This is a genomic window from Klebsiella sp. GW_Kp181 (genome assembly GCF_040062315.1).
GTDB lineage: Bacteria > Pseudomonadota > Gammaproteobacteria > Enterobacterales > Enterobacteriaceae > Klebsiella > Klebsiella oxytoca.
Genome location: NZ_JBEAFR010000045.1, coordinates 13,389 through 39,510, shown reverse-complemented (window position 1 = coordinate 39,510; position 26,122 = coordinate 13,389). Strand labels below are relative to the sequence as shown.

At 58.1% G+C, this 26,122-nt stretch carries 29 protein-coding genes; 21 read left to right on the top strand and 8 right to left on the bottom strand.

Annotated elements, in window-relative coordinates; genetic code table 11:
* The first annotated feature begins 16 nt into the window (after nucleotides 1–16).
* The 9 genes from gspG to ABLV11_RS08740 are packed head-to-tail and all read left to right on the top strand — an operon-like array spanning nucleotide 17 to nucleotide 6,098.
* Nucleotides 17–439, top strand: coding sequence for a type II secretion system major pseudopilin GspG (gene gspG / locus ABLV11_RS08780; RefSeq protein ID WP_004107983.1), 423 nt, complete (start codon nucleotides 17–19; stop codon nucleotides 437–439).
* The gene (gspH, locus tag ABLV11_RS08775; protein ID WP_023320342.1) at nucleotides 439–951 is read left to right on the top strand and encodes a type II secretion system minor pseudopilin GspH; all 513 of its coding nucleotides are present in this window, start codon (nucleotides 439–441) and stop codon (nucleotides 949–951) included. Before gspG ends, gspH begins: the two co-directional genes overlap by 1 nt.
* A complete protein-coding gene (gspI, locus tag ABLV11_RS08770) occupies nucleotides 948–1,313 on the top strand; it encodes a type II secretion system minor pseudopilin GspI (protein ID WP_126488475.1) in 366 nt (121 codons plus the stop codon). The genes gspH and gspI overlap by 4 nt, the downstream gene beginning before the upstream one ends.
* Nucleotides 1,310–1,906 (top strand): type II secretion system minor pseudopilin GspJ, encoded by a 597-nt coding sequence (gene gspJ, locus ABLV11_RS08765; protein ID WP_126488473.1) that lies wholly within the window; start codon nucleotides 1,310–1,312, stop codon nucleotides 1,904–1,906. Before gspI ends, gspJ begins: the two co-directional genes overlap by 4 nt.
* Nucleotides 1,903–2,883: a type II secretion system minor pseudopilin GspK gene (gene gspK, locus ABLV11_RS08760; protein WP_004107989.1), complete on the top strand. Its 981-nt coding sequence runs from the start codon at nucleotides 1,903–1,905 to the stop codon at nucleotides 2,881–2,883. The genes gspJ and gspK overlap by 4 nt, the downstream gene beginning before the upstream one ends.
* Nucleotides 2,876–4,072 carry a type II secretion system protein GspL gene (gene gspL, locus ABLV11_RS08755; RefSeq protein ID WP_126488471.1) on the top strand — a complete coding sequence of 399 codons (1,197 nt, stop codon included), beginning with the start codon at nucleotides 2,876–2,878 and terminating at the stop codon, nucleotides 4,070–4,072. The genes gspK and gspL overlap by 8 nt, the downstream gene beginning before the upstream one ends.
* Nucleotides 4,065–4,550 carry a type II secretion system protein M gene (locus tag ABLV11_RS08750; RefSeq protein WP_016808874.1) on the top strand — a complete coding sequence of 162 codons (486 nt, stop codon included), beginning with the start codon at nucleotides 4,065–4,067 and terminating at the stop codon, nucleotides 4,548–4,550. The genes gspL and ABLV11_RS08750 overlap by 8 nt, the downstream gene beginning before the upstream one ends.
* A complete protein-coding gene (locus tag ABLV11_RS08745) occupies nucleotides 4,540–5,298 on the top strand; it encodes a type II secretion system protein N (protein ID WP_032728911.1) in 759 nt (252 codons plus the stop codon). The genes ABLV11_RS08750 and ABLV11_RS08745 overlap by 11 nt, the downstream gene beginning before the upstream one ends.
* Nucleotides 5,299–5,300: 2 nt before the next feature.
* Nucleotides 5,301–6,098 (top strand): A24 family peptidase, encoded by a 798-nt coding sequence (locus ABLV11_RS08740; RefSeq protein ID WP_053064614.1) that lies wholly within the window; start codon nucleotides 5,301–5,303, stop codon nucleotides 6,096–6,098.
* Between the two features lie 96 nt (nucleotides 6,099–6,194).
* Here the strand turns inward: ABLV11_RS08740 and hrpB are convergent, their stop codons facing one another.
* Nucleotides 6,195–8,624 (bottom strand): ATP-dependent helicase HrpB, encoded by a 2,430-nt coding sequence (gene hrpB / locus ABLV11_RS08735; protein WP_126488469.1) that lies wholly within the window; start codon nucleotides 8,622–8,624, stop codon nucleotides 6,195–6,197.
* 72 nt (nucleotides 8,625–8,696) lie between these two features.
* On the opposite strand from hrpB, the gene thpR reads away from it, so the two are divergent.
* The 9 genes from thpR to panD all read left to right on the top strand — a co-directional run bounded on the left by thpR (nucleotide 8,697) and on the right by panD (nucleotide 15,687).
* Entirely contained in the window at nucleotides 8,697–9,233 is a 537-nt protein-coding gene (gene thpR / locus ABLV11_RS08730) for an RNA 2',3'-cyclic phosphodiesterase (protein ID WP_004108002.1), read from the top strand.
* Entirely contained in the window at nucleotides 9,233–9,949 is a 717-nt protein-coding gene (gene sfsA / locus ABLV11_RS08725) for a DNA/RNA nuclease SfsA (protein ID WP_004108004.1), read from the top strand. The genes thpR and sfsA overlap by 1 nt, the downstream gene beginning before the upstream one ends.
* A gap of 164 nt (nucleotides 9,950–10,113) precedes the next feature.
* Nucleotides 10,114–10,569 (top strand): RNA polymerase-binding protein DksA, encoded by a 456-nt coding sequence (gene dksA / locus ABLV11_RS08720; RefSeq protein ID WP_004098689.1) that lies wholly within the window; start codon nucleotides 10,114–10,116, stop codon nucleotides 10,567–10,569.
* A gap of 60 nt (nucleotides 10,570–10,629) precedes the next feature.
* A complete protein-coding gene (gene gluQRS / locus ABLV11_RS08715) occupies nucleotides 10,630–11,511 on the top strand; it encodes a tRNA glutamyl-Q(34) synthetase GluQRS (RefSeq protein ID WP_004108006.1) in 882 nt (293 codons plus the stop codon).
* 51 nt (nucleotides 11,512–11,562) lie between these two features.
* The gene (pcnB, locus tag ABLV11_RS08710) at nucleotides 11,563–12,960 is read left to right on the top strand and encodes a polynucleotide adenylyltransferase PcnB (protein ID WP_071787138.1); all 1,398 of its coding nucleotides are present in this window, start codon (nucleotides 11,563–11,565) and stop codon (nucleotides 12,958–12,960) included.
* Nucleotides 12,957–13,436: a 2-amino-4-hydroxy-6-hydroxymethyldihydropteridine diphosphokinase gene (gene folK / locus ABLV11_RS08705; RefSeq protein WP_004108010.1), complete on the top strand. Its 480-nt coding sequence runs from the start codon at nucleotides 12,957–12,959 to the stop codon at nucleotides 13,434–13,436. The genes pcnB and folK overlap by 4 nt, the downstream gene beginning before the upstream one ends.
* 119 nt (nucleotides 13,437–13,555) lie before the next feature.
* A complete protein-coding gene (panB, locus tag ABLV11_RS08700; RefSeq protein WP_004108012.1) occupies nucleotides 13,556–14,347 on the top strand; it encodes a 3-methyl-2-oxobutanoate hydroxymethyltransferase in 792 nt (263 codons plus the stop codon).
* An 11-nt stretch (nucleotides 14,348–14,358) separates the two neighbouring features.
* Nucleotides 14,359–15,213, top strand: a complete 855-nt coding sequence (gene panC / locus ABLV11_RS08695) for a pantoate--beta-alanine ligase (protein WP_070555855.1) — start codon at nucleotides 14,359–14,361, stop codon at nucleotides 15,211–15,213.
* Between the two features lie 93 nt (nucleotides 15,214–15,306).
* A complete protein-coding gene (gene panD / locus ABLV11_RS08690) occupies nucleotides 15,307–15,687 on the top strand; it encodes an aspartate 1-decarboxylase (RefSeq protein WP_004108014.1) in 381 nt (126 codons plus the stop codon).
* 1 nt (nucleotide 15,688) lies between these two features.
* Here the strand turns inward: panD and ABLV11_RS08685 are convergent, their stop codons facing one another.
* The 4 genes from ABLV11_RS08685 to ABLV11_RS08670 all read right to left on the bottom strand — a co-directional run bounded on the left by ABLV11_RS08685 (nucleotide 15,689) and on the right by ABLV11_RS08670 (nucleotide 19,254).
* Entirely contained in the window at nucleotides 15,689–16,942 is a 1,254-nt protein-coding gene (locus tag ABLV11_RS08685) for a polysaccharide deacetylase family protein (protein ID WP_348855286.1), read from the bottom strand.
* A 57-nt stretch (nucleotides 16,943–16,999) separates the two neighbouring features.
* On the bottom strand, nucleotides 17,000–17,440 hold the full coding sequence (locus tag ABLV11_RS08680; RefSeq protein WP_016809928.1) for a PTS sugar transporter subunit IIA: 441 nt from the start codon (nucleotides 17,438–17,440) through the stop codon (nucleotides 17,000–17,002).
* 120 nt (nucleotides 17,441–17,560) lie between these two features.
* The gene (locus ABLV11_RS08675; protein WP_004108033.1) at nucleotides 17,561–18,331 is read right to left on the bottom strand and encodes an ABC transporter permease; all 771 of its coding nucleotides are present in this window, start codon (nucleotides 18,329–18,331) and stop codon (nucleotides 17,561–17,563) included.
* On the bottom strand, nucleotides 18,328–19,254 hold the full coding sequence (locus ABLV11_RS08670; protein ID WP_004108035.1) for an ABC transporter ATP-binding protein: 927 nt from the start codon (nucleotides 19,252–19,254) through the stop codon (nucleotides 18,328–18,330). Before ABLV11_RS08670 ends, ABLV11_RS08675 begins: the two co-directional genes overlap by 4 nt.
* Nucleotides 19,255–19,361: 107 nt before the next feature.
* Between ABLV11_RS08670 and can the strand changes: the two genes are divergently transcribed.
* Nucleotides 19,362–20,024, top strand: coding sequence for a carbonate dehydratase (gene can / locus ABLV11_RS08665; RefSeq protein ID WP_004108036.1), 663 nt, complete (start codon nucleotides 19,362–19,364; stop codon nucleotides 20,022–20,024).
* A 53-nt stretch (nucleotides 20,025–20,077) separates the two neighbouring features.
* Here can and hpt read toward each other — a convergent pair whose 3' ends face one another.
* Nucleotides 20,078–20,614, bottom strand: a complete 537-nt coding sequence (hpt, locus tag ABLV11_RS08660) for a hypoxanthine phosphoribosyltransferase (protein ID WP_023322073.1) — start codon at nucleotides 20,612–20,614, stop codon at nucleotides 20,078–20,080.
* Between the two features lie 203 nt (nucleotides 20,615–20,817).
* On the opposite strand from hpt, the gene ABLV11_RS08655 reads away from it, so the two are divergent.
* Nucleotides 20,818–23,208, top strand: coding sequence for a glucose/quinate/shikimate family membrane-bound PQQ-dependent dehydrogenase (locus ABLV11_RS08655; protein ID WP_004108050.1), 2,391 nt, complete (start codon nucleotides 20,818–20,820; stop codon nucleotides 23,206–23,208).
* Nucleotides 23,209–23,300: 92 nt separating this feature from the next.
* Here the strand turns inward: ABLV11_RS08655 and ABLV11_RS08650 are convergent, their stop codons facing one another.
* Entirely contained in the window at nucleotides 23,301–23,825 is a 525-nt protein-coding gene (locus ABLV11_RS08650) for a hypothetical protein (RefSeq protein WP_004108052.1), read from the bottom strand.
* A 125-nt stretch (nucleotides 23,826–23,950) separates the two neighbouring features.
* Nucleotides 23,951–25,555 carry a multicopper oxidase CueO gene (gene cueO, locus ABLV11_RS08645; RefSeq protein ID WP_004110613.1) on the bottom strand — a complete coding sequence of 535 codons (1,605 nt, stop codon included), beginning with the start codon at nucleotides 25,553–25,555 and terminating at the stop codon, nucleotides 23,951–23,953.
* Between the two features lie 146 nt (nucleotides 25,556–25,701).
* Between cueO and ABLV11_RS08640 the strand changes: the two genes are divergently transcribed.
* Nucleotides 25,702–26,049 carry a YacC family pilotin-like protein gene (locus ABLV11_RS08640; protein WP_004872121.1) on the top strand — a complete coding sequence of 116 codons (348 nt, stop codon included), beginning with the start codon at nucleotides 25,702–25,704 and terminating at the stop codon, nucleotides 26,047–26,049.
* Nucleotides 26,050–26,122 lie beyond the last annotated feature (73 nt).

The following is a 26,122-nucleotide window of genomic DNA, read 5'->3' as shown; positions in this document are numbered from 1 at the left end:
TCTAATGGAGAAAAATATGCAACGACAGCGCGGCTTCACCTTACTGGAAATCATGGTGGTGATTGTTATCCTCGGCGTACTCGCCAGCCTCGTGGTGCCCAATCTGATGGGCAACAAAGAAAAGGCCGATCGGCAAAAAGTGGTCAGCGATCTTGTGGCGCTCGAAGGGGCGCTGGACATGTACAAACTGGACAACAGCCGCTATCCCACTACCGAGCAGGGGCTGCAGGCGCTGGTCAGCGCGCCATCGGCCGAGCCGCACGCGCGCAACTATCCCGAAGGCGGCTATATTCGCCGTCTGCCGCAGGATCCCTGGGGCAACGATTACCAGCTGCTAAGCCCCGGCCAGCATGAACAGGTCGATATTTTCAGCCTCGGGCCGGACGGCGTGCCGGAGAGCAATGACGATATCGGCAACTGGACGATTGGGAAAAAATAGTGCGACAGCGCGGCTTTACGTTGCTGGAGATGATGCTCATTTTGCTGCTGATGGGGGTCAGCGCAGGCATGGTGCTGCTGGCCTTCCCCGCCTCGCGCGATGATAGCGCGGCGCAGACCCTGGCGCGCTTTGAGGCGCAGCTGCGCTTTGTCCAGCAGCGAGGTCTACAAACCGGTCAGTTTTTTGGCGTCTCGGTGCATCCCGATAGATGGCAGTTTCTGGTCCTGCAAGCCCGCGAAAGCCATGAGCCCCCCTCTGTCGGCAACGACTGGAACGGCTATCGTTGGCTGCCGCTAAGCGCCGGACGCGTCGCCACTTCGGGCAGCGTCGTCGGGGACAAGCTACGCCTCGCTTTTCCGCAGGGCGAGGCCTGGACGCCGGGCGACAACCCCGATGTGCTGATCTTTCCCGGCGGGGAGATGACCCCCTTTCGGCTGACCGTCGGCGAAGCCACGGGTATCGCGTTTAATGCGCGCGGCGAAAGCCAGCCTCAACCGCAGGAGGCGCCATGAAAAAGCAGGCCGGCATGACGCTAATAGAAGTGATGGTCGCGCTGGTGGTCTTCGTCCTTGCCGGGCTGGCGGTGGTGCAGGCCACGCTCCAGCAAACCCGCCAGCTGGGGCGAATGGAGGAGAAAATTCTGGCCGGCTGGCTGGCGGATAATCAGCTGGTGCAGCTACGGCTGGAAAATCGCTGGCCCGCGCTGAGCTGGTCGGAAACCACGGTGCAGACGGCGGGCGTCAGCTGGCACATTCGCTGGCAGGGCGTGGAAACCGACCTCCCGCAGCTGCGGGCGCTGGACGTCGAGGTCCGCCATGCCAAAAGCGAAAAGATGCCCGTCTCTTCGCTGCGCACCTACGTGACGCCGCCATGATCCAGCGAGCTCGCGGATTTACCCTCGTTGAAATGCTGCTGGCGTTGACCATCCTCGCCGCGCTCAGCGTCGCTGCGGTCACGGTGCTGCAAAATGTGATGCGCGCCGATACGCTCACCCGCGATAAAGGCGAGCGCATCCAGATGCTGCAGCAAACGTTCAGCCAGATGGCGGCGGACTTTAGCCAAATCATTCCCCGCCGCAGCCGCGACAGCGCGAGCCTGTTTTTTGCCGGACGCTTTCAGCTCGGCAGCGACGACTGGGCGATCGCTTTTAGCCGCAACGGTTGGCCCAACCCTCTGGGGCTTCTGCCGCGTTCGGAAATTCAGAACGTCAGCTACCGCCTGCGCGGCAGCCACCTGGAGCGCCTGAGCTACGACCAGCAGGACCCGCTGCCCGGTAGTCTGCCCACGGTGACCGTTATGCAGCGCAACGTGCAGGCGTTTCGTCTGCGCTTTTACGCCAGCGGCCGCTGGCTGGATGAATGGCAGCAGCCGCAGAGGTTGCCCCAGGGGCTGGAGGTCACCCTGACGCTGGAGCCATACGGCGAGATCCGAAGGCTGTTTCTGCTTACGCCGGGAGGCAGCCAATGAATACCCGCCAGCGCGGCGTCGCCCTGCTTATGGTGCTGCTGATCCTCGCTCTGATGATGGTGCTGGCGAGCGCCATGACCGAGCGCAGCGCGCGGATGTATCAGCAAACCGCGACGACCCTCGATAACCTGCAGGCCAAATGGTACGCGCTGGGGGCGGAAACCCTGGCGGCGGCGTTGCTACAACGCGACGCGCTCGACTCGCCGAACCAAACCCATCTGGCGCAGAACTGGGCCCAGCAGGGGCGACGTTTTACGCTCAATGACGGCGAGATCTACGCCACCCTAAGCGACGCGCAGGCCTGCTTCAACCTCAACGCCATTAACCAGCTCAGCGGCGACGAAAGCGTTGAAATCCCTTATCCCGCACAGGTTTTTACCCGACTGCTGGAGAATCTCGGCAGCGAGCCGCTGCGCGCCTTACAGCTGACCGCCGCCCTGCGCGACTGGGTGGACAGCGATCGCCAGCCGCTGCTGAACGGCGCGGAAGATGAAGTCTATATGGCGCAATCCCCCGGCTATCTGAGCGGCAATCAGCCGCTGCAGGATGTCAGCGAACTGCGCCTGCTGGCCGGGATGGACGCGACGCTCTATCAGCGTCTGCTGCCCTACGTCTGCGCGCCTCCGGACGATGCGCTGCAGGTGAACGTCAATACCCTGCAGCCCGCTCAGGCCGCGCTACTGTCGGCGCTCTTCCCGGCTGAACTCACCCTTGCCGAAGCCCGGCAGCTGCTGCAGGCGCGCGCGGCCACCGGCTGGAGCAGCGTCGCCGCTTTCCTGTCGCAGCCGATACTACAAAAAACCGATACCGCCGCCGCGCGTCCGTGGCTGACGGTGCGCAGCGAGCGTTTTATCGCCACCTTCAGCGTAGTGATGGGCAGCGCCCGCTATCAGCAACGTAGCCTCCTGCAAAAGCAGGGGCGAACCTTCGGCGTCGTCCAGCGGCGCTATGGAATCTATTGGGTAGCCGATGAATAACCACCATACCTCTTCCGCCACCGTGCTGATTATTCGCCTCAATCCCGATGCCACGACGGCGATATGGCGGCTGGCCGCGCCGGGCGACGAGGCGCAGAGCGGAGAATGGCATCCTGACGTTGGCGATCCGACGCTCAACCTGCTGGCGCAACATTATCCGGCCTGGGTGCTGGTGCCCGCCAGCGACTGCGCGTTTCATCGCGTTACTCTGCCCGCCGGCGTGCGCCGAAATGCGCAGCAGGCCCTGGCGTTTTTACTCGAAGAACAGCTGGCAACAGAGGTCGAGGAGAGCCATTTTGCCCTGCTCCACCGGGATAAAAGCGATTGTGCCGTGGCGGTGGTCGGGCGGGAGAAGATGCGCGCCTGGCAGGCCTGGTGCGAACAACTCGGACTCAACGTGCTGGCCCTGACGCCGGATGCCCTAACCCTGCCGCACAACCCAACCGGCTGGAGCGCCGTACGCTGCGGCGAGCAGTGGCTGTTTCGCCACGATTCGGAGAGCGGTATGGCGGTGGAAACCTCATGGCTCGGCGAACTGCTGGTTCACTGGCCTGACCTCGCGCCCATCGCCTGCTACTCGCCGCCGCCGGAGATTGCCGCACCGTGGCAACCTCTGCCGACGCAGGATTTGCTGGAGCTGGCGGCGAGCAACCCGCAGGCGCGTAAAATCTGCTTATGCCAGGGCGATTTTGCCCCTGAACGCCGCCGGGCGCCGACGCCCCGACGCTGGCGCCCGGCTCTCGCCGCTGCGCTGGCGCTACTGCTGCTGTGGAGCGGGAATCGCCTCCACGACCATCTCGCGCTGGCGCGCCAGGCCGACGCCGCGGTACAGGCCAGCCGTGACTTTTACCGCCAGTGGTTCAAAAGCGAAAAAAACCTCGTCAATCCACGTCTGCAAATGCAGCAGCATCTGCGTCGACTGGCAAGCGCAAGCGCCCGGCCGGCGCTCATCTCGCGGCTCGGCGCTCTGCAGCAAATCATTGCTGAAACGCCGGGCATTCGCCTGCGCACCCTGAGCTATGATGCCGGGCGCAACGCGCTGCAGCTGGAGATATCCGCCGTCTCATCGCAGGCTCTGGAGCAGTTCAGCCAGCGGGCGCGGGCCGGCTTCCGCGTGCAGAGCGGGGAAATGAAACCGCGCGCAGACGGTATTGAAGGGCGTCTGACGCTGGAGGATAACGATGCATAACCTGATGACCTTATGGCAACAGCGTACGCGCCGCGAACGGCATCTGCTGCTGGGCATGGGCGTGATGCTGATTATCGGCCTGGTCTATTACGCTTTATGGCAGCCCTGGCAAAGTCGCGAGACACAGTGGCGGCAAACGCTGACCCGGGAGCAGGCCAGTCTGCAGTGGATGCGCCAGCAGACTCCCCTTCTGCAGCAGCTTCGCCAGCAGAAATCGCCTGCCGCGCCGCAAGAGCCATCAACGGTGATTATGCGCGAAGCCGCCCGCCACGGGATCGCCATCGTTCGCCTGCAGCCGCAGGGAGCTCGCCTGGGCCTTAGCGTGCAGCCCGCCGATTTTCAGGCGCTGATGGCATGGCTCGACGCGCTGGGGCAGGCGGGGATGACCACCGTTACGCTGACGGTGGCCGCCGTGGCGCAGCAGCCCGGCCGGGTCACCGTCACTACGCTGGTGCTGGAGCGCAGCGATGAAAAATAAAATCACTATCGGCCTGCTGCTGGCGGCGGTCTATCTCTTCTGGCTACTGCTTAGCGCGCCGGCGAGACTGCTGGCCCTGGCGCTGCCGGAAGGCGCGCGGCTCGGCGAAACCACGGGCACCCTGTGGCAAGGAGAAGCCCGTCAGGCCAGCTGGCGCGGTTTTGACATCGCCCATTTACGCTGGGAGTTTGGCTTTTCGTCGTGGCTTCCCGGCTGGCATATCGCGTTTAGCGCCCCCTCCGGCCTGCGCGGCCAGGCCTGGCTGCACGGCCTGAACGAGTTTGTGGTGCGCGAGGGCCGACTCGTGATTCCGGCCCGGACGATCGGCCAGCGGCTGGCGCTCGGGATACCGCTGGAAGCTCGTGGCCAGGTGATGCTGACGCTACCGGAAGCCCGTTTTAACGCTGGCGGCTGCCGACAGATAAGCGCGGGCGCCGTGCAGTGGCAGGATGCGGCGCTCACCTCCCCCGCCGGTTCGCTCGAACTGGCCCAGGTTAGCGGCAAACTAAGCTGCACCCCGGCGGGCGCGCTGGCTATCGCCCTGACCCAGGATTCCCATCAGCTTAGCCTCACCGGACAGGGCGTTCTGACACCCGACGGGCGCTATACGTTTAACGGCATGCTGCAAACCCGTCAGGCGGCTCCGGCGCTGCTGACGCTGCTGGTTGCGCAAACCGGCCGTAAAGATAAGCAGGGGCGCACGCCGTGGCAGTGGCAGGGACAGTGGCTATCCGAGGAGAAAAAATAGCCGTGGAAAACATCGCATTGTTACCCGAGTTCGCCGCGCAATTCCCGTTAATCTGGGGCGGTTTTTTATTCTTGTCCGGACTGGCGTTCGGCAGCTTTTTTAACGTCGTTATCCATCGTTTACCGCTGATGATGGAGTACGCAGAGGGAGTGAATCTCTGCCTCCCCGCATCGTTCTGTCCGCAGTGCCGTCAACCCATCGCCTGGCGGGACAATATCCCGCTGCTGAGCTTTTTATGGCTCAAGGGGCGTTCGCGCTGCTGCGGGCGACCGATTTCACGTCGCTATCCGCTGATGGAGCTGGCGACCGGCGCGCTGTTTATGCTGGTCGGGTACCTGATCCCTGCGGGCATGCCGCTGCTGGGCGGGTTAATTTTATTGTCGCTGCTGCTGATCCTCGCCGCCATCGACGCGCAAACGCAGCTGCTGCCTGACAGGCTGACTCTGCCGCTGCTGTGGGCCGGGCTGCTGTTCAATCTTACCGATCTCTTCGCGCCGCTGGCGGAGGCGGTCGTTGGCGCGATGGCCGGGTATCTATCGCTGTGGTCAGTGTACTGGGTGTTCCGTCTGCTGACCGGTAAAGAGGCGCTGGGCTACGGTGATTTCAAGCTGCTGGCGGCGCTCGGCGCGTGGCTCGGCTGGCAGGCGCTGCCGCATACGCTGCTGCTGGCTTCCGCCAGCGGCCTGATCTGGACGCTGCTGCAGCGCCTGGTAACCCGTCGTTCGCTCGAACAGCCTCTGGCCTTCGGCCCCTGGCTGGCGCTGGCGGGCGGCGGCATCTTTTTGTGGGGCCAGGTATAAAATATCCCCTGCTCGCGCTGCGCTTAGCAGGGCTACGGGCGGTGCTGGTCGGGTAGCCGGGTAAGGCGTTTACGCCGCAACCCGGGAACTCTCCGGCTACGAATACTTTTTGGTGCGGCGGGTCGGGGCGGTATTGGCCGGATCGTCGGGCCAGACGTGCTTCGGATAGCGCCCTTTCATCTCTTTTTGTACCTCGCGGTAGCTCCCCTGCCAGAACGCGCCTAAATCACGGGTGATCTGCAGCGGGCGCTGCGCCGGCGAAAGCAGCTCCAGCACCAGCGGCACCCGCCCCTGGGCGATAGTCGGAGTGGTCGCCTCGCCAAACATCTCCTGCATTCGCACCGCCAGCGCCGGCGGGTTTTCATCGTGATAGCGAATCGCAATGCGGCTACCGGTCGGCACCGTATAATGCGTGGGCAACTCGCTGTCCAGCTTCTGGCGCAGCGGCCACGGCAGCCAGTTTTGCAGCGCCTGACGCACGTCCAGCGTCTTCAGAGCCCGCAGCGAATGGACGCCCGCCATCTGCGGCAGCAGCCACTGTTCAAGCGAGGCCAGCAGCGACGCCTCATCAACGGCCGGCCACGCCTCCTCCGGCAGCCACTGCGCCGCGCAGTGCAGCCGCAGACGCAGCTGCTCCGCCTCCGGCGTCCAGTTGAGCACGTTCAGTCCCTTCTCTCGGATCCCATTAAGCATCGCCTGATGCAGTTCCTCTTCCGCCGGCTTCGCCAGCGGCTGGGTCTTGATGACCAGGCGTCCGATACAGGTGCGCCGCCAGGCCTTCAGCGTGCCTGGCGCCTCATCCCACTCGACGGTATCGGAACGCCGGACCAGCGCCGGACACTGCTCAATCAGCGCGTGAATATCGACCGGCAGCGCCAGCAGGATCCGCGCATCTGACGATGCGCTCCCCTGCAGCAGCAGCGGCGCAATCAGCCATTCGTGGCGGCTCAGGGCATCATCGGCGTCAAGCATCGCCCCCATCCCGTTAGCCAGCTGGTAGCGCCCCTCCTGACCGCGACGATGGGCGATACGGTCGGCAAAAGCGGAGGCCAGCAGCGCCGCGATGCTGTCGGCGTCGGGCTGACCGCCGCGAACCGCCAGCCTTTTCATCAGCTGCTGCGCCCGCTGCTGCCAGTTGCCCTGCTGACGGGCAAACGCCGCGCTGAGATCGCTATTGCCGCCGCGCGGCGGCTCTTCAAGGATCGCCGCCAGCTTAGCCGCCGTGGCGGCGCCATCGGCATCCTCCGCGGCCGTCAGCATTGCCGCCAGACGCGGATCGTTACCTAACGCCGCCATTTTGCGCCCGTGCGCCGACAGCCGGTCACCTTCCAGCGCAGAAAGGTCAGTGAGCAGACGCCGGGCCGCCGCCAGGTTGGTCGCAGGCGGCAGATCCAGCCAGCTGAGCTGGGCCGGGTCCTGACATCCCCACTGCAATAGCTCCAGCAGTAGCGACGACAAATCGCTTTGCAGGATTTCCGGGTCGCCCTGCGCCGCCGCGCGCTCGGCCTGCTCCTTTGCCAGCAGATGCAGGCAGATACCCGGCTCCAGACGCCCGGCTCGACCGGCGCGCTGGGTCATTGAGGCCTGGCTGATGCGCTGCGTCACCAGGCGAGTGAGCCCGGTCCGGGCGTCAAAGCGCGCGACTCGCTCCTGAGCGCTATCCACCACCAGCCGAATCCCCTCGATGGTCAGACTGGTTTCGGCGATGTTGGTTGCCAGCACCACTTTGCGCATCCCTGCTGGCGCAGGCAGTATCGCCTTACGCTGCTCGCTCAACGGCAACGCGCCGTACAGCGGGCACAGCACAACATCGCTCGCCACCCGCTCCGCCAGCCGCTCCTGCACGCGCTGAATTTCTCCTACCCCGGGCAGAAACAGCAGCATTGAGCCGTTCTCGCTACGCAGCAGCTCTGCGGCGGCTATCGCCACAGCCTCGTCAAAACGCTGATGAGTCGGCAACGGCAAAAAACGCCGTTCAACCGGAAACGCGCGCCCTTCGGAAACGATAACCGGCGCCTCCGGCAGCAGCTTCTGCAGGCGTTCATTATCCAGCGTCGCCGACATAATCAGCAGCTTAAGATCGTCGCGCAGTCCCTGCTGGACGTCGAGCAGCAGCGCCAGCGCCAGATCCGCCTGCAGGCTGCGTTCGTGGAATTCATCAAGGATCGCCAGCCCCACGCCGCTCAGCTCAGGATCGCGCTGGATCATCCGCGTTAAAATACCTTCGGTCACCACTTCGAGGCGCGTGTTCGGCCCGACGCAGCTCTCCGCGCGCATGCGATAGCCCACCGTCTCGCCGGGCTTTTCTCCCAGCAGTTCCGCCAGCCGCTGCGCCACGTTACGCGCGGCCAGCCGCCGCGGCTCCAGCAGGATTATGCGTCCGTTGATTTTACCTTCGGCGAGAATTTGCAGCGGCAGCCAGGTGGATTTCCCGGCGCCGGTTGGCGCGTTAAGCAAAACCTGCGGCGCATGCTGCAGGGCAGAGAGAAGTTCAGGGAGGACGGCGGCAACCGGCAATGAGGACACGAAGCGCTCCGGGGGTTAACATGTGAGGGCAAGCATTGTAGCATCCCGATAATTCATTACCGAGTCTCTATCATGTCCGAGCCGAAAAGGCTGTTTTTCGCCATTGAACTTCCTGGAGAAGTTCAGCAGCAGATCGTTCACTGGCGCGCCGCCAGCTTTCCCGAGGATGCGGGTCGACCGGTGGCGGCGGCTAACCTCCATCTGACGCTGGCCTTTCTTGGCGAAGTGAGCGCGGACAAGCAGCGGGCGCTGTCTGCAATGGCCGGACGGATCCGCCAGCCGGGCTTTACCCTGACGCTTGACGATGCCGGGCAGTGGCTACGTTCGCGGGTGGTGTGGCTGGGTACTCGTCAGCCGCCGCGCGGGGTTTTGCAATTAGCGAATATGCTGCGCGCCCAGGCCGCCCGCAGCGGCTGCTATCAAAGCCCGCAGCCGTTTCATCCGCACATCACCCTGCTGCGCGACGCGCGCCACGCGGTGCCTATTCCGCCGCCCGGATTTAGCTGGGCGTTTGCGGTCAACGAATTTGTTCTCTACCAATCCAGCTTTAGCCGCGGACGCACGCGCTATCAGGCGCTGGAACGTTACCCTTTCGACAAGGAAAGCTGATGCTGTTCACTCCTCCCCTGCAGTCCGCCATCCTGATTAAACGTTACAAACGGTTTCTCGCCGACGTCATGACCCCGGATGGACGCGAGCTGACCCTGCACTGCCCCAATACCGGCGCCATGACCGGCTGCGCCGCGCCGGGCGACACCGTCTGGTATTCCACCTCAGATAATCCTAAACGCAAATATGCTCACACATGGGAATTAACTGAAACCGTCGAGGGCGCGACAATTTGTGTTAATACTCTACGTGCTAATACGTTGGCGAAAGAGGCGATTCTGGCAGGTAAAATTCCCGAGCTTGTAGGCTACAACACGCTGAAAAGCGAAGTGAAGTATGGTGATGAAAGCAGCCGTATTGATATTCTGTTACAAGCAGATGACCGACAAAACTGCTATATTGAAGTGAAATCGGTTACGTTGGCGGAAAAGGAATACGGTTATTTCCCCGATGCGGTCACCGAGCGCGGCCAGAAGCACCTGCGGGAGCTGATGAGCGTGGCGGCGGCGGGCGATCGGGCGGTGATATTGTTCGCGGTGCTTCATTCCGCGATCGACCGTTTCTCTCCCGCGCATCATATTGATGCCAGATACGCACAGCTATTGATTGAGGCGCAAAACAAGGGGGTGGAAATTCTCGCGTACAAGGCGGAACTTTCTACCGAGATGATGACTCTGAATAAGCCAATTACCGTGGTGTTAACCCCCGGTAAATAAACGGCTAAATAGTATTCGGGTCGCGAGCGCAAATACGCTTTTCCTCACAGGGTTGTCAAGTGTAACGTTTAGATAATTGCTATCCGGAAAAGCATCTGCTATTTATAGCGGCCTGATTTTTCCCCCAACACGGGGATCGATAGTGCGTGTTAAGGAGAAGCAACATGCAAGAAGGGCAAAACCGTAAAACATCGTCCCTGAGTATTCTCTCCATCGCTGGGGTGGAGCCGTACCAAGTGAAGCCGGGCGAAGAGTATATGAACGAAGCCCAGCTGGCGCACTTCAAGCGCATTCTTGAAGCGTGGCGTAATCAACTTAGGGATGAAGTGGATCGCACCGTAACGCATATGCAGGATGAAGCTGCTAACTTCCCGGACCCGGTAGACCGTGCCGCTCAGGAAGAAGAGTTCAGCCTGGAGCTGCGTAACCGCGACCGCGAACGTAAACTGATCAAAAAGATCGAGAAAACGCTGAAAAAAGTCGAAGACGAAGATTTCGGCTTCTGTGAATCTTGTGGCGTCGAGATTGGTATCCGTCGTCTGGAAGCGCGCCCGACCGCCGACCTGTGCATTGATTGCAAAACGCTGGCGGAAATTCGCGAAAAACAGATGGCAGGCTAATCACTTCGCTGATGCATCTCTGGCGGGAGCTTTCTCCCGCCCTGATGCTTTAGTCATATCATGAAAGATTCACACTATATCGGGCGCTTTGCCCCCTCACCCTCCGGTGAACTCCACTTCGGCTCATTAATCGCCGCGCTTGGCAGCTATCTGCAGGCTCGGGCGCAGAACGGTATCTGGCGCGTGCGCATTGAAGATATCGATCCGCCGCGTGAAGTCCCCGGCGCCGCTGAAACTATCCTTCGTCAATTAGACCACTACGGCCTGCACTGGGACGGAGAGGTACTCTGGCAGTCAAAACGTCACGAAGCCTATCGCGAGCGCCTGGCCTGGCTGCGCGAGCAGGGCCTCTGCTACTACTGCACCTGCACCCGCGCGCGTATCCACGGTATGGGCGGCATCTACGACGGCCACTGCCGGGATTTACGCCTCGGCGCGGAAAACGCCGCTCTGCGTCTGCGGCAAACTCGTCCAGTCCTTGAATTTTATGACCAGCTGCGCGGCACCATCGTTGCCGACGAGCCGCTGGCGCGCGAAGATTTTATTATCCATCGCCGCGATGGGCTGTTCGCCTATAATCTGGCGGTGGTGGTGGACGATCATTTTCAGGGCGTCAGCGAAATCGTCCGCGGCGCCGATCTTATCGAACCAACGGTACGGCAGATTTCTCTCTATCAGCATTTTGGCTGGCAGGCGCCGGATTATATCCATTTACCGCTGGCCCTCAACGCGCAGGGCAATAAACTGTCGAAGCAAAACCACGCTCCGGCACTGTCTGAAGGCGACCCGCGGCCAGAAATTGTGCGGGCGCTAACGTTTCTTAATCAGGATGTCATTCAGGAATGGCAGACGCTGAGCATTGAGGATTTACTCAAGTACGCGATAGCGAACTGGCGGCCGGAGCAAATCCAGCATTCTCAAATGCGTTCCGCTGAGCTATGATTAGCCGCTATTTTTTTGTCCTGAAGTCCGTCTGACACTACGAGGTGTACCATTTTTACCCGAGTCGCTAATTTTTGCCGTAAGGTGCTAAGCCGTGAAGAGCGCGAGGCAGAAGCCGCCGTCGAACAACTACATATGACGGTTATCCCGCGTGAGCAGCATGCAATTTCCCGCAAAGATATCAGTGAAAATGCCCTCAAGGTCATGTACAGACTCAACAAGGCGGGCTACGAATCATGGCTGGTCGGCGGCGGCGTACGCGACCTGCTGCTGGGCAAAAAACCCAAAGATTTTGACGTCACCACCAACGCGACCCCGGAACAGGTGCGTAAGCTGTTCCGCAACTGCCGTCTGGTCGGCCGTCGCTTCCGCCTGGCGCACGTGATGTTCGGGCCGGAAATTATCGAAGTCGCGACCTTCCGCGGCCATCATGAAGGCCACACCACCGATCGCATCACCTCCCAGCGCGGCCAGAACGGCATGCTGCTGCGCGACAACATCTTCGGTTCGATTGAAGAAGACGCCCAGCGTCGCGACTTTACCATCAACAGCCTCTATTACAGCGTGGCGGATTTTACCGTCCGCGACTACGTCGGCGGCATGAAAGATCTGCAGGATGGCGTTATCCGCCTGATCGGCGATCCGGAGACCCGCTATCGTGAAGATCCGGTGCGGATGCTGCGCGCGGTACGGTTTGCGGCGAAGCTCGGCATGAGCATCAGCGAAGAGACCGCCGAGCCGATCCCACGCCTGGCGACGCTGCTGCACGATGTGCCGCCGGCGCGTCTGTTTGAAGAAGTCCTGAAGCTGCTGCAGGCCGGCGACGGATATCAAACCTATATCCTGCTGCGCGAATATAATCTGTTCCAGCCGCTGTTCCCGACCATTACCCGCTACTTCACCGAGCGCGGCGATAGTCCAATGGAGCGTATCATCAGCCAGGTGCTGAAGAATACCGATAACCGTATTCGCAACGACATGCGCGTTAATCCGGCGTTCCTGTTCGCGGTGATGTTCTGGTACCCGCTGCTGGAAACCGCGCAGAAAATCGCTCAGGAGAGCGGGCTGGCCTACTACGATGCCTTCGCGCTGGCGATGAACGACGTGCTGGACGAAGCCTGCCGTACGCTGGCGATCCCGAAACGCATCACCACTCTGGTGCGCGATATCTGGCAGCTTCAGCTGCGGATGTCCCGCCGTCAGGGCAAACGCGCGTGGAAGCTGATGGAGCATCCAAAATTCCGCGCCGCCTACGATCTGCTGGAGCTGCGCGCCGGCGCCGAGAACAATGGCGAACTGCAGCGCCTGACCAAATGGTGGGGCGAGTTCCAGGTCGCCGCGCCGCCGGCTCAGAAAAATATGCTGGATGATTTGGGTGACGATCCGGCTCCACGTCGTCGCAACCGCCGTCCGCGTAAACGCGCGCCGCGTCGCGAAGGTAGCGCATGACGCTTGCTTATATCGCTATCGGCAGCAATCTGGCTTCTCCGCTGGAGCAGGTTAACGCTGCCGTCAACGCGCTGGCGGAGATTCCTGACAGCCGGGTGATAAGCGTTTCCTCTTTCTACCGTACACCGCCGCTGGGGCCGCAGGATCAGCCTGACTACCTCAACGCCGCCGTGGCGCTGGAGACCTCTCTCGCCCCAGAGGCGCTGCTCGACCACACTCAGCGCATTGAGCTGCAGCAGGGCCGTACCCGTAAAGCTGAACGCTGGGGCCCCCGCACGCTGGATCTCGATATCATGCTGTTCGGCGAGGAAGTGTTGAATACTCCGCGCCTGACCGTGCCGCACTACGATATGAAAAACCGCGGTTTTATGCTGTGGCCGCTGTTTGAAATTGCGCCTGAACTACGTTTCCCCGACGGTTTGGCATTGCGCGATGTTCTGGCCACTCTCGGCGCAGAAAAACCCGCTAGCTGGTAATACCCCTTCATTTTTTAGCAATTACGGCGATCGTGGTAATCGGTTGCCTAAAACCATTGCCCCCCTGAATGCGGCTGCTAGAATGCCGGTTAAAATGACTTTCATCATCAGGAAACGTTATGAAACCGACCACTATCGCCCTGCTGCAGAAATGCAAACAGGAGAAGAAACGCTTCGCCACTATCACTGCCTATGACTACAGCTTTGCAAAGCTGTTTGCCGATGAGGGTATCAACGTGATGCTGGTCGGCGATTCGCTGGGCATGACGGTACAGGGCCACGACTCCACCCTGCCGGTGACCGTAGAAGATATCGCCTACCATACCCGCGCGGTGCGCCGCGGAGCGCCAAACTGCCTGCTGCTCGCCGATCTGCCGTTTATGGCTTACGCCACGCCGGAACAGACCTTCGAGAACGCCGCCATCGTGATGCGCGCGGGGGCCAATATGGTCAAAATCGAGGGCGGCGCATGGCTGGCGGATACGGTGAAAATGCTCGCCGAGCGCGCGGTACCCGTGTGCGGGCACCTCGGGCTGACTCCCCAGTCGGTGAACGTCTTCGGCGGTTATAAAATTCAGGGGCGCGGCGATGCCGGGCAAGTTCTGCTGGATGATGCGCTGGCGTTAGAAGCGGCGGGCGCACAGCTGCTGGTCCTGGAGTGCGTGCCGGTCGAGCTGGCGAAACGCGTCACCGAGGCGCTCACCATCCCGGTAATCGGCATCGGCGCGGGCAACGTCACCGATGGACAGATCCTCGTGATGCATGATGCCTTTGGTATCACCGGTGGTCACATTCCCAAATTTGCCAAAAATTTCCTGAGCACAGCGGGCGACATGCGCGCCGCGGTACGGCAATATGTTGCCGAAGTGGAGTCCGGTGAATATCCGGGCGAAGAACACAGTTTCCATTAAGGAGTATTGTTGTGCTGATTATTGAAACCCTGCCGCTGCTGCGCCAGCATATCCGCCGTTTACGTCAGGAAGGCAAACGCATTGCGCTGGTTCCCACCATGGGCAACCTGCACGATGGTCATATGAAGCTGGTCGATGCGGCAAAAGCCAGCGCGGATGTGGTGGTAGCCAGTATTTTCGTCAATCCGATGCAGTTTGACCGCCCGGACGATCTGGCGCGCTATCCGCGAACCCTGCAGGACGATTGCGAGAAGCTGAACAAACGCAAAGTCGATTTAATTTTTGCCCCTGCGGCGGCGGAAATTTATCCGCACGGCATCGAAAATCAGACTTACGTCGATGTTCCAGGACTGTCGACGATGCTCGAAGGCGCCAGCCGTCCTGGTCACTTCCGCGGCGTTTCGACCATCGTCAGCAAGCTGTTTAACCTGGTACAGCCGGATGTCGCCTGCTTCGGCGAAAAAGATTTCCAGCAGCTGGCGCTCATCCGCAAGATGGTGGCCGATATGGGCTATGACATCGAGATTATCGGCGTGCCGATTATGCGCGCTAAAGATGGGCTGGCGCTGAGCTCGCGCAACGGTTATCTCAGCGCTGAGCAGCGCAAAATTGCGCCGGGACTGCATAAAGTGATGAATAGCGTGGCGGAGAAACTGGCGGCCGGCGAGCGTAATCTTGACGAGGTTATCGCGATTGCCGCTCAGGAGCTGAACGAAAAAGGCTTCCGCGCCGATGATATTCAGATCCGCGATGCCGATACGCTGCTCGACCTGACGGAAACCAGTAAGCGAGCGGTGATCCTGATGGCGGCCTGGCTCGGCGAAGCGCGTTTGATCGACAATCAGATCGTCGCACTCGCTGGCTAGACACGGGTTAAAAATCAGGCAATACTGCCAGGAATTTCCTCAAGGCGGACGTCATGTCCGCTTTGTTATCGTTAAGCTTTAAAGGTAGACGTTATGATTCGTAATATGCTGCAGGGCAAACTCCACCGCGTTAAAGTCACGCAGGCCGACCTGCACTATGAAGGCTCCTGCGCTATTGATCAGGATTTCCTCGATGCGTCCGGCATCCTTGAAAACGAGGCTATTCATATCTGGAACGTGACCAACGGTAATCGTTTCACCACCTACGCCATCGCCGCAGAGCGCGGGTCGCGAATTATCTCCGTTAACGGCGCGGCGGCACACTGCGCCAACGTCGGTGATATTTTGATTATCGCCAGCTTCGTCACCATGCCTGACGAAGAAGCCCGCACCTGGCAGCCGAAAGTCGCCTATTTCGAGGGCGAAAACGAAATGAAGCGCCAGGCAAAAGCCATTCCGGTACAGGTTGCCTGATCTACCCCTGCGGCTGATTGCTTATCAGCCGCGACATCGTCTCCAGCGAATCCGTTCTGAGAATATATAGCCTTTTCAATAAGAACGGATTGTCGCCCGGCTTTACCTTACCTCTCACGGTAGTCACCGCCAGATGAAAACCGGCGTCGTTCGCCGCCTGAACCGCCTTAGCGTTATAGCCGCCAAACGGATAAGAAAGATAGAGCACGTGGGGATTAAACTGCGCCAGCGCCCGCCGCGAGTGTTCAAAATCAAACAGAATATTGTGATAGCTGCGGCTGAGCAGAATCGGATGACGCCGGGCATCACCCCGATGCAGGAAATGGGTATGCGACTGCACGTCGAAGACATCCTGAATCTGTTTTAACTCGGAAATGCTCATAAACTGCAGCGAGTTCGGCGCCCATTTCTGCGGATGGCGCTTGATGCGCGATGAAATAATAAAAGCCGTAGCGTGAAAGCCATATTGCTTAAGAATCGGGTACGCATAGCGGTTGACCGATTTCAGACCATCGTCAAAAGTGATCACCACCGAACGCGCCGGAAGATTCACTTTATTACGCAGATAACCTTCCAGTTGATACATGCTCAGCGTGGCATAGCCCTGGTCGTGTAGCCAGGTCATCTGGTTGCTGAAGGCGCGAACGGAAGTCGTGGTCGAGGTATGACGAAACCGGGTGTTTTCTTCGTCACGCAGAATATGGTGATAAGTGAGTATGGGGATGCCGTTATCTTCCTGCGCATCCAGACTGCTCACCCACGCCAGGCGGTTACCGATGCGTATCTGAAACCAGGTTTGATTCAACCGATCCCGGAGCTTGCTGATAATCGGATAGCGCAAATTATTCGCCAGGGTGCCGAACGGCGCGCTGCCAGCGGAGGGGCCATCATAGACGGGCGTATCTTTCCAGGTAATGAGATTCTGGTTGCTCAGAGGCTTATGCAGGTCGCCGAGGCTATCCTCAACCCGCTGCTTGCCCTGCACCGGCCCAAGGTGGCCTTTATCGATAAAGCCGGTCGCAGAGCCAAAATTAAACTCGTAGTAATCGGCTGCGGTCGGCACTACCGCCAGTATTTGCCCTGCCCGTACGTTGCCGACGCTCACTACCTGGTTGCCAACCTGCGCCCAGATATCCGCATCTTCGGTCGTTTGCATATAGCGCGCGGGGGTGCCCTGCTGGCTTAACAGGCTGGCGGAAGCGCTGCACGCCGTAAGCAGAAGGAGTAAAACAAACATTCGGGCAAGCATGCGCATCGAACCGGTAGATAAAAACTGCCGTCATTGTAACAAAAGCGCGATCAATACCAATGCTTAATTCCCGTACGGCTCATGCAGCAGCCGGAAGGGTGGATTCTTTTGCTGCTGATGCCAGAGACTGCTCACCGCCGGGCCTCCGGCGCTGACAATGGCGTGTCGGAAGGCTTCGCTGCTCAGGCTCTGGCGCAGCAAATACATACTTTCCAGTAATGAATAGTCGATCCCGGAAATCACTTCACAGTGGGTGTGCTTATGGCTCATCAGCGCCGCCACGCGATAAGGCGCCGCGCCGGATTTATCGGTCAGGAAAATAACGCCTTCGCCGCTGTCCGTCTCATGTAGCGCATCGCACATCATACGGCTCAGCATATTGCTGCTGAGATTGCGCCAGTAGTTGACCGCCCGGCACTGCGTCAACGGCCCAAACTTTTTCTCCAGACGATCCAGCATCTCCTGCGCCAGTTCATCGTGACAGGTAATCACCCAACCTAACATCGCCTACCTCCTTAGCAGGCAAACAATTTAGCAAGGCAAATGATGAATATCGGTGATGGCAATCAAATTGTTGGCTGGCGCTTTGCCTCAGTGAGCAGCAAAGCGCCATCGGTCGTTAAATTAGCTGCGCAGCCCGCGTCCGCGCTGGATCAGATACCAGCACAGGAGATAAAACGCGACGATAAACACGACCAGCACGCCGAAGGTCGTCGCCAGCGGAACATCGTTAATTCCGAGGAAACCGTAGCGGAAGCCGCTGATCATATAGACGATCGGATTGAGATGCGACAGCCCTTGCCAGAAGGGCGGCAGCAGGGTCAGGGAATAAAAAACCCCGCCGAGGTAGGTCAAGGGCGTCAGCACGAAGGTCGGAATAAGGCTGATGTCGTCAAAGGTTTTAGCAAACACCGCGTTCAGCAGGCCGGCCAGCGAGAATAGCACGGCGGTCAGTATCAGGGTCAGAGCGACAAATACCCACGAGTGGACCTGGAACGGAACGAAAAACAGCGAAATCGCCGTCACCAGAATCCCGACGCACAGACCGCGGGCAACCCCGCCGCCCACATAGCCGGCGATCACCACGTGCGTGGGGACCGGTGCGACCAGCAGTTCTTCAATATTGCGCTGGAATTTGGCGCTGAAGAAAGAGGACGCCACGTTGGCATAGGCGTTGGTGATCACCGCCATCATGATCAGACCCGGCACGATAAACTGCATATAGGTAAAACCGTGCATCTCACCGATGCGCGAACCGATCAGATTGCCAAAAATGACAAAGTAGAGGGTCATGGTTATCACCGGCGGCACCAGTGTCTGGACCCAGATACGCATAAACCGATGGATCTCTTTGGTCCAGATGCTTTTCAGCGCGACCCAATAAAGCTGCATCATGCTGATTCTCCTTTCCGGTCATGCACCAGCGTGACAAACAGTTCTTCAAGCCGGTTTGCTTTGTTACGCATACTTAATACTTGTATTCCCTGCGCGCTCAGCTGAGTGAACACGCTGTTAATCCCCTGCTCGCGCAGCACTTCTACCTCCAGAGTCGACGTATCGACCAGACGATACTGATAGCCTTCCAGCACCGGCAGCGGGCTTTTGGGAGCCAGGTCGAGAATAAAAGTTTCTGATTTCAGCTTGGCCAGCAGCGCTTTCATCGATGTGTTTTCCACCAGCTCGCCGCGCTGAATAATGCCGATATTGCGGCACAGCATTTCGGCCTCTTCCAGATAGTGGGTGGTCAGGATAATCGTCGTGCCTTTATCGTTGAGATCTTTCAAAAATCCCCACATCGAGCGACGAAGCTCAATATCCACTCCCGCCGTGGGCTCATCGAGGATCAGCAGCTTCGGTTCATGCATCAACGCGCGGGCGATCATCAGGCGGCGCTTCATGCCGCCGGAGAGCATCCGCGCGCGCTCGTTGCGCTTTTCCCATAGGTCGAGCTGTTTGAGGTACTTTTCACTGCGGACAATCGCTTCTTTGCGCTCAACGCCATAGTAGCCCGCCTGGTTGACCACAATCTGCTGCACGGTTTCAAACGGGTTGAAGTTGAACTCCTGCGGCACCAGACCGAGCTGGCGTTTGGCGTTCACCACATCCTTTTGCAGATCGTAGCCAAAAACATTCACCTCGCCGGAGGTTTTATTTACCAGCGAACTGATAATGCCGATAGTGGTCGATTTCCCCGCGCCGTTAGGCCCCAGGAGCGCGTAAAAATCGCCCGCTTCGACCTGCAGATCGATTCCGCGCAGCGCCTGAACTCCACCGGGGTAGGTTTTCTTGAGCTGTTTTAGTTCCAGAGCAATGGTCATTAAAGGTCTCTTCTCGTGTCGCGACACGCGATGGGTTGTTTTAAAAAATGTGAGGTTACCCTATATTAGCGCAACGCACTTACTTGGTTACAGGCCCGTAAACATCCATGAACGATATAGATACACTCATCAGCAACAATGCACTATGGTCAAAAATGCTGGTGGAGGAAGACCCCGGTTTCTTTGAGAAGCTGGCACAAGCGCAAAAACCGCGCTTTCTGTGGATTGGATGTTCCGATAGCCGCGTCCCCGCCGAACGTTTGACCGGGCTGGAACCCGGCGAGCTGTTTGTACACCGTAACGTTGCAAACCTGGTGATTCATACCGACCTGAACTGTCTTTCCGTGGTGCAGTACGCGGTTGATGTACTGGAAGTCGAGCACATCATCATCTGCGGCCACTACGGCTGCGGCGGCGTGCAGGCGGCAATTGAAAATACCGAGCTTGGCCTGATCGACAACTGGCTGCTGCATATCCGCGATATCTGGTTTAAGCACAGCTCATTACTGGGTGAGATGCCCGAAGAGCGTCGCCTTGATACGCTGTGTGAATTGAATGTGATGGAGCAGGTTTACAACCTGGGTCACTCAACGATTATGCAGTCGGCGTGGAAGCGCGGACAGAAAGTGACCATCCACGGCTGGGCCTACGGCATTCACGACGGCATGTTACGCGATCTTGACGTGACCGCCGTCAGCCGCGAAACGCTGGAACAGCGCTATCGCCAGGGTATTTCCAACCTTAAAAGCAAGCACGTCAATCACAAGTAATTCACGCGCTCCTCTTAATTATTATCCCGGGCCGCCGGGATAGATAATCCGCTTTATTCGTCGAGCAGGGTCACTTTGCCGATATAGGGCAGGTGACGGTAGCGCTGAGCATAGTCAATGCCGTAGCCCACGACGAATTCATCCGGGATCGCAAAACCGACGAACTCTACCGGCACGTTAACTTCACGGCGGCTTGGCTTATCGAGCAGGGTACAAATCGCCAGGGATTTAGGTTCACGCAGGCTAAGAATTTCACGCACTTTTGACAGCGTGTTGCCGGAGTCAATGATGTCTTCCACGATCAGCACATCTTTACCGCGGATGTCTTCATCCAGATCTTTGAGGATTTTGACGTCGCGGGTGGTGGACATGCCGCTGCCGTAGCTGGATGCGGTCATGAAATCGACTTCATGGGGTACCTGAACTTCACGGCACAGGTCGGCCATAAACATAAATGAACCGCGTAATAGCCCCACCAGCACCATTTCGCTGCCGCTATCCTGGTAATGTTCATTAATTTGACGACCGAGCTCAGCAATACGGGCTTTGATCTCAGTTTCCGGGATCATCACTTCTACAGTATGTTTCATAAAACTAACCATTTGATTCTTAATGTAAATCATCAATGCCGCTGCGATTGCACCGACGTTGACCGGCAAGCCACGCAGTATACCAGCAAAAAGAAATATGCGATGCAGTGATTAATAAAGCCCATTTTGTGATTCCGATCACACTTGTTAAATCCTATAATTAATTGCAGGTAAAAAATTAACAATCAAACGAGTGTCTTTCTATGGCAGAAACAAAATCTCAACAATCACGGCTACTCGTGACGCTGACGGCTCTTTTTGCAGCGTTCTGTGGCCTCTATCTTTTAGCGGGCGGAGCCTGGCTGGTCGCCCTCGGCGGCTCCTGGTACTACCCTATCGCAGGTCTGGTGATGCTGGGCGTCACCGTCCTCCTGTTCCGCGGTAAGCGCTCTGCGCTTTGGCTTTACGCCGCGCTGCTGCTTGCCACGATGATTTGGGGCGTCTGGGAGGTTGGTTTTGACTTCTGGGCGCTGACCCCACGCAGCGACATTCTGGTCTTCTTCGGCATCTGGCTGATTCTTCCTTTTGTCTGGCGTCGCCTGCCGATTCCCTCCGCTGGCGCCGTTGCCGGGCTGGTCGTCGCCCTGCTGATTAGCGGCGGCATCCTCACCTGGGCCGGCTTCAACGACCCGCAGGAAGTCAACGGTACGCTGAGAGCAGATGCAACGCCAGCAGCGCCTATTTCCGACGTTGCCGATGGCGACTGGTCGGCGTATGGCCGTAATCAGGAAGGACAGCGTTACTCGCCGCTGAAGCAGATCAACGCCGATAACGTGAAGAATCTGAAAGAAGCCTGGGTCTTCCGTACGGGCGATCTCAAGCAGCCTAACGATCCGGGCGAAATTACCAACGAAGTTACGCCGATTAAAGTGGGCGACACGCTCTATCTGTGTACTGCCCACCAGCGCCTGTTCGCGCTTGATGCGGCCACCGGTAAAGAAAAATGGCATTTCGATCCGCAGCTCAACGCAGATCCCTCTTTCCAGCACGTGACCTGCCGCGGCGTTTCATATCATGAAGCCAGAGCGGACAATGCGCCGGCAGATGTGGTTGCCGACTGCCCGCGCCGTATCATTCTACCGGTCAACGATGGCCGCCTGTTCGCCATCAATGCCGAAACCGGTAAGCTGTGTGAATCCTTTGCTAATAAAGGCATTCTCAATCTGCAAACCAACATGCCTGTCACTACGCCGGGTATGTACGAACCAACTTCACCGCCGATTATTACTGATAAAACGATCGTTATCGCCGGCGCCGTGACCGATAACTTCTCGACCCGCGAGCCGTCTGGCGTTATCCGCGGCTTTGATGTGAATACCGGTAAGCTGCTGTGGGCCTTTGATCCGGGTGCGAAAGATCCCAACGCGATTCCGAGTGATGAACATCATTTCACACTGAACTCACCTAACTCCTGGGCGCCAGCCGCCTATGACGCGAAGCTGGATTTGGTCTACCTGCCTATGGGCGTGACCACCCCGGATATCTGGGGCGGCAACCGTACGCCAGAACAGGAACGCTATGCCAGCTCCATCGTGGCGCTAAACGCCACCACCGGTAAACTGGCATGGAGCTACCAGACCGTTCACCACGATCTGTGGGATATGGATATGCCGTCGCAGCCGACGCTGGCGGACATCGACGTCAACGGTAAAACCGTACCGGTAATTTACGCTCCGGCAAAAACTGGTAATATTTTTGTCCTCGATCGCCGTAACGGTGAGCTGGTTGTCCCGGCACCGGAAAAACCGGTTCCGCAAGGGGCGGCGAAAGGTGACTACGTCTCAAAAACTCAGCCGTTCTCCGATCTGAGCTTCCGCCCGAAAAAAGACCTGAGCGGCGCGGATATGTGGGGCGCTACCATGTTTGACCAGCTGGTGTGCCGGGTTATCTTCCATCAGCTGCGCTATGAAGGCATCTTCACCCCGCCGTCAGAACAAGGAACTCTGGTGTTCCCGGGTAACCTGGGGATGTTCGAATGGGGCGGTATCTCCGTCGATCCGAACCGCCAGGTGGCGATTGCTAACCCAATGGCGCTGCCGTTTGTGTCAAAACTGATCCCGCGCGGCCCCGGCAACCCGATGGAGCAGCCGAAAGACGCCAAAGGTTCCGGTACTGAAGCAGGTATTCAGCCACAGTACGGCGTTCCTTACGGCGTTACGCTAAACCCGTTCCTGTCACCGTTTGGTCTGCCTTGCAAACAGCCGGCCTGGGGCTATATCTCCGCGCTGGATTTAAAAACCAACGAAGTGGTGTGGAAAAAACGTATCGGTACGCCGCAGGATAGCCTGCCGTTCCCGATGCCGATTAAACTTCCGTTCACCATGGGTATGCCGATGCTGGGCGGCCCTATTTCTACGGCAGGCAATGTGCTGTTTATCGGCGCGACCGCAGATAATTACCTGCGCGCGTACAATATGAGCAACGGTGAAAAATTATGGCAGGCCCGTCTGCCGGCAGGCGGCCAGGCGACGCCGATGACCTATGAAGTGAATGGCAAGCAGTACGTTGTCATCTCTGCGGGCGGTCACGGTTCGTTTGGCACGAAGATGGGCGACTATATCGTCGCTTACGCTCTGCCGGACGACGCGAAGTAATTCCGCTTTGCCTTCTGAGCCCCTTCCCTTGTCTTAGAGACAGGAAATAAAAAAACGCCCTTTACGGGCGTTTTTTTCAGTCGAGACCAGAGTTACTTCGCGAACTGCAGGGAAAGCAAAGAGGCTTTTGCCGCTTCCTGATACTGTTCAACTAAATCTTTGGTCATATTAAACGTCATCTGCACCGCCTTATTATCCTGCGATGTGATTAACATCATATTGAGAATTTCAGTATCCGCAGCCTGCGAATAGAAGGTGAGTAACCACCCCTTATGACCATCAACGGTAACGGCCTCGGCCTGCGGTTTTAAACTCTCCAGCATCTTAAGCATCATCTCTTTAAATGCATCGAGCTTCTCCGCTGGTAACGGATTGCGCCCTGCGGTAACCCCCAGCGATGCTTTGCCTTTCTCATCGCCATAAATGACCTGTGGACGGTTTTCGGAAGGGTATTTGAGCTTTGCCATCTCTTCAGACATTGGCGTCAGCCCCTCGGGGATTTCAACACTAAGCTTTAAATCGGGTATGTCCTTGCGTTCCATCGTCATCCCGGCATGTGCGGAAAGCGTAACAAATAGCGCCAGCGATGCGGCAATCACTTTGCGGTAAATATCCATTTGAACCTCGTTGATTATTAAGCAATCGCGACAGTATATGCGTGATTTTATTAATCAACACCCTCGGTAAGGACTTTAAGAAAAGTGCCCGCCCGCCGCGCAGGGCGAACGAGCAGGAAACGTCCTCAGGCAGTCGTAAAGGCCAACATCATTCCCGTATCTTCATGTTCCAGCAGATGGCAGTGCGCCATATAGGCAAACTCCTTCGGGGCATCATGGTCAAATTTCACCAGTACTTCACTCACTGCGCCTTCCACCCGAACGGTGTCTTTCCAGCCGCTGCGATGCGCTGCAGGCGCCTTGCCGTTTTCAGATAAAATACGGAACTGGGTACCGTGGATATGAAACGGATGCAGCATCATGTCGCCCTTACCGGAAATCACCCACCGCTCATACTGCCCTTTCGCCGCCGCAAACATGGGGACATTCATATCAAATGCTTTCCCGTTGATGCGGTTAGCGTTATGGAAATCAAAATCCTTATTACCGTGCTTCATCTGCGTCATGCCGCCATGATTCATATGTTCCATGTCGCCGTGGTTCATAGTGTTCATATTCCCCATCTCGCCATGGTTCATCATCGCGCCGTGGTCCATTCCGGACATCGCCTGATCGCCGTATTTTTGCATCAGCGCCTGCATGCCCATCATATCAAGCATCGGATCCATAGAGAGCTGCAGCGTACGCTGGGTTAGCCCTTGTAAGGAAGGTAGCGCTGGCATGGCGGCAAGGACATCCGGCAGCTTACCGGAAGCCGGAATCGTCAGCGGCTGAACGCGTAATACTGGCTGCGGTTTATCGAATGGCGTAATAGCCATACCCATCTGACTCACCGGCAGCGTTATCAGATCAAAGGGTTTACCGTCCGTCGTATCCACCAGCACTTCAAACCGTTCCCCCATCAGCACCGGCAGCTCGTTAACTTTTACCGGCTCAGCAAGCAGACCGCCATCGCTTGCCACGACGTACATGGGCCGCTTATCGCTGGTAGAGAAATTTAAAGAACGCGCGTTGCAGCCGTTAAGCAGACGCAAACGCAGCCAGCCGCGAGGAGCGGCATGCTCCGGATAAAGCGCGCCGTTGGTCAGCAGCGTATCGCCAAACCAGCCAACGGCGGCGCTCATGATATCGAGCTGGTAGTCAATCTGGCCTTCCGGGGTGAATTTCTTATCCTGCACGATCACCGGCACATCATCGATTCCCCACTGCTTTGGCAAGAGCAGCTTTTCACTTTCTGCATCAGAAATGAGCACCAGACCGGCCAGCCCCATCGCCACCTGTCTGCCGGTTTTACCGTGTTGGTGAGGGTGGAACCAACAGGTCGCCGCCCGCTGCGTTGGCGTAAACGTCACGGTACGGGAACCTCCTGCGGGAATCACCCCCTGAGGGCCACCGTCAACGACGCCGGAAACCTCCAGACCGTGCCAGTGCACGGTAGTCTCCTCCGCCAGACGATTATGAATATCGATGGTTGCCGCCTCGCCTTGCTTAAGCTGCAGGGCCGGCCCCAGCAGGCTACCGTTGTAGCCCCAGGTCGTCGCCAGGTGAGAGCCGAACTGCGTTTTTCCGGCCTGAATGGTTAAGGAGATGCGATTGCGCGCGTCAGCCATCAGCAGTTCCGGCACGGGCAAAGAGGGACGACCGGCAGCCAAAACCGCGCGGCTCCAGAGCGGCAATGCGCTGGCTACGCTGACCGCAGCGGTTAATTTAAGAAATTCACGACGTTGCATTTTTCACATCCTTTTATTCTGCAGGTGAATAAATGAGCTTAAACCCTCCACCAACGGGAAGGTCAAGCGGAAGAGTAAGAATAAAGCTCAGCGTAGTGTAAAGAAGTATGCTAACTTTGTTTGTCAGTGATTCAATGGTAGAAAAAATGAAGACGCTTTTCAGAACAATAGTGCTTGGCAGCCTGCTTACTCTCTCCGCCAATAGCTATGCATTAAGCGAGTCCGAAGCGGAAGATATGGCTGATTTGACGGCGGTATTCGTCTTTCTGAAGAACGATTGCGGTTATCAAAATCTGCCTAACACGCAGATTCGTCGCGCTCTGGTGTTCTTTGCTCAGCAGAACCAGTGGGATTTAAGCAACTACGACAGCTTCAATATGAAAGCGCTGGGCGAGGATAGCTATCGGGATCTCAGCGGAATCAAAATTCCTACCACCAAAAAATGTAAAGCGCTGGCTCGCGACTCGCTTAGCCTGCTCGCCTACGTGAAATAATCACGCTTCTGATTTAACAAGTTTAATAGCCGTTTAAATACGGCTATTGCGTTATTAGTAATAGCAATTCACT

Coding starts and splice junctions, on each gene's coding strand:
- panB (WP_004108012.1), top strand. CDS start 13,556: ATGAAACCGACCACTATCGCCCTGCTGCAGAAATGCAAACAGGAGAAG.
- panD (WP_004108014.1), top strand. CDS start 15,307: ATGATTCGTAATATGCTGCAGGGCAAACTCCACCGCGTTAAAGTCACG.
- dksA (WP_004098689.1), top strand. CDS start 10,114: ATGCAAGAAGGGCAAAACCGTAAAACATCGTCCCTGAGTATTCTCTCC.
- folK (WP_004108010.1), top strand. CDS start 12,957: ATGACGCTTGCTTATATCGCTATCGGCAGCAATCTGGCTTCTCCGCTG.
- gspL (WP_126488471.1), top strand. CDS start 2,876: ATGAATAACCACCATACCTCTTCCGCCACCGTGCTGATTATTCGCCTC.
- ABLV11_RS08650 (WP_004108052.1), bottom strand. CDS start 23,825: ATGGATATTTACCGCAAAGTGATTGCCGCATCGCTGGCGCTATTTGTT.
- hpt (WP_023322073.1), bottom strand. CDS start 20,614: ATGAAACATACTGTAGAAGTGATGATCCCGGAAACTGAGATCAAAGCC.
- ABLV11_RS08655 (WP_004108050.1), top strand. CDS start 20,818: ATGGCAGAAACAAAATCTCAACAATCACGGCTACTCGTGACGCTGACG.
- ABLV11_RS08680 (WP_016809928.1), bottom strand. CDS start 17,440: ATGTTAGGTTGGGTGATTACCTGTCACGATGAACTGGCGCAGGAGATG.
- sfsA (WP_004108004.1), top strand. CDS start 9,233: ATGCTGTTCACTCCTCCCCTGCAGTCCGCCATCCTGATTAAACGTTAC.
- ABLV11_RS08670 (WP_004108035.1), bottom strand. CDS start 19,254: ATGACCATTGCTCTGGAACTAAAACAGCTCAAGAAAACCTACCCCGGT.
- gluQRS (WP_004108006.1), top strand. CDS start 10,630: ATGAAAGATTCACACTATATCGGGCGCTTTGCCCCCTCACCCTCCGGT.
- can (WP_004108036.1), top strand. CDS start 19,362: ATGAACGATATAGATACACTCATCAGCAACAATGCACTATGGTCAAAA.
- gspI (WP_126488475.1), top strand. CDS start 948: ATGAAAAAGCAGGCCGGCATGACGCTAATAGAAGTGATGGTCGCGCTG.
- ABLV11_RS08745 (WP_032728911.1), top strand. CDS start 4,540: ATGAAAAATAAAATCACTATCGGCCTGCTGCTGGCGGCGGTCTATCTC.
- cueO (WP_004110613.1), bottom strand. CDS start 25,555: ATGCAACGTCGTGAATTTCTTAAATTAACCGCTGCGGTCAGCGTAGCC.
- ABLV11_RS08675 (WP_004108033.1), bottom strand. CDS start 18,331: ATGATGCAGCTTTATTGGGTCGCGCTGAAAAGCATCTGGACCAAAGAG.
- thpR (WP_004108002.1), top strand. CDS start 8,697: ATGTCCGAGCCGAAAAGGCTGTTTTTCGCCATTGAACTTCCTGGAGAA.
- gspG (WP_004107983.1), top strand. CDS start 17: ATGCAACGACAGCGCGGCTTCACCTTACTGGAAATCATGGTGGTGATT.
- gspK (WP_004107989.1), top strand. CDS start 1,903: ATGAATACCCGCCAGCGCGGCGTCGCCCTGCTTATGGTGCTGCTGATC.
- gspJ (WP_126488473.1), top strand. CDS start 1,310: ATGATCCAGCGAGCTCGCGGATTTACCCTCGTTGAAATGCTGCTGGCG.
- ABLV11_RS08750 (WP_016808874.1), top strand. CDS start 4,065: ATGCATAACCTGATGACCTTATGGCAACAGCGTACGCGCCGCGAACGG.
- ABLV11_RS08640 (WP_004872121.1), top strand. CDS start 25,702: ATGAAGACGCTTTTCAGAACAATAGTGCTTGGCAGCCTGCTTACTCTC.
- ABLV11_RS08685 (WP_348855286.1), bottom strand. CDS start 16,942: ATGCGCATGCTTGCCCGAATGTTTGTTTTACTCCTTCTGCTTACGGCG.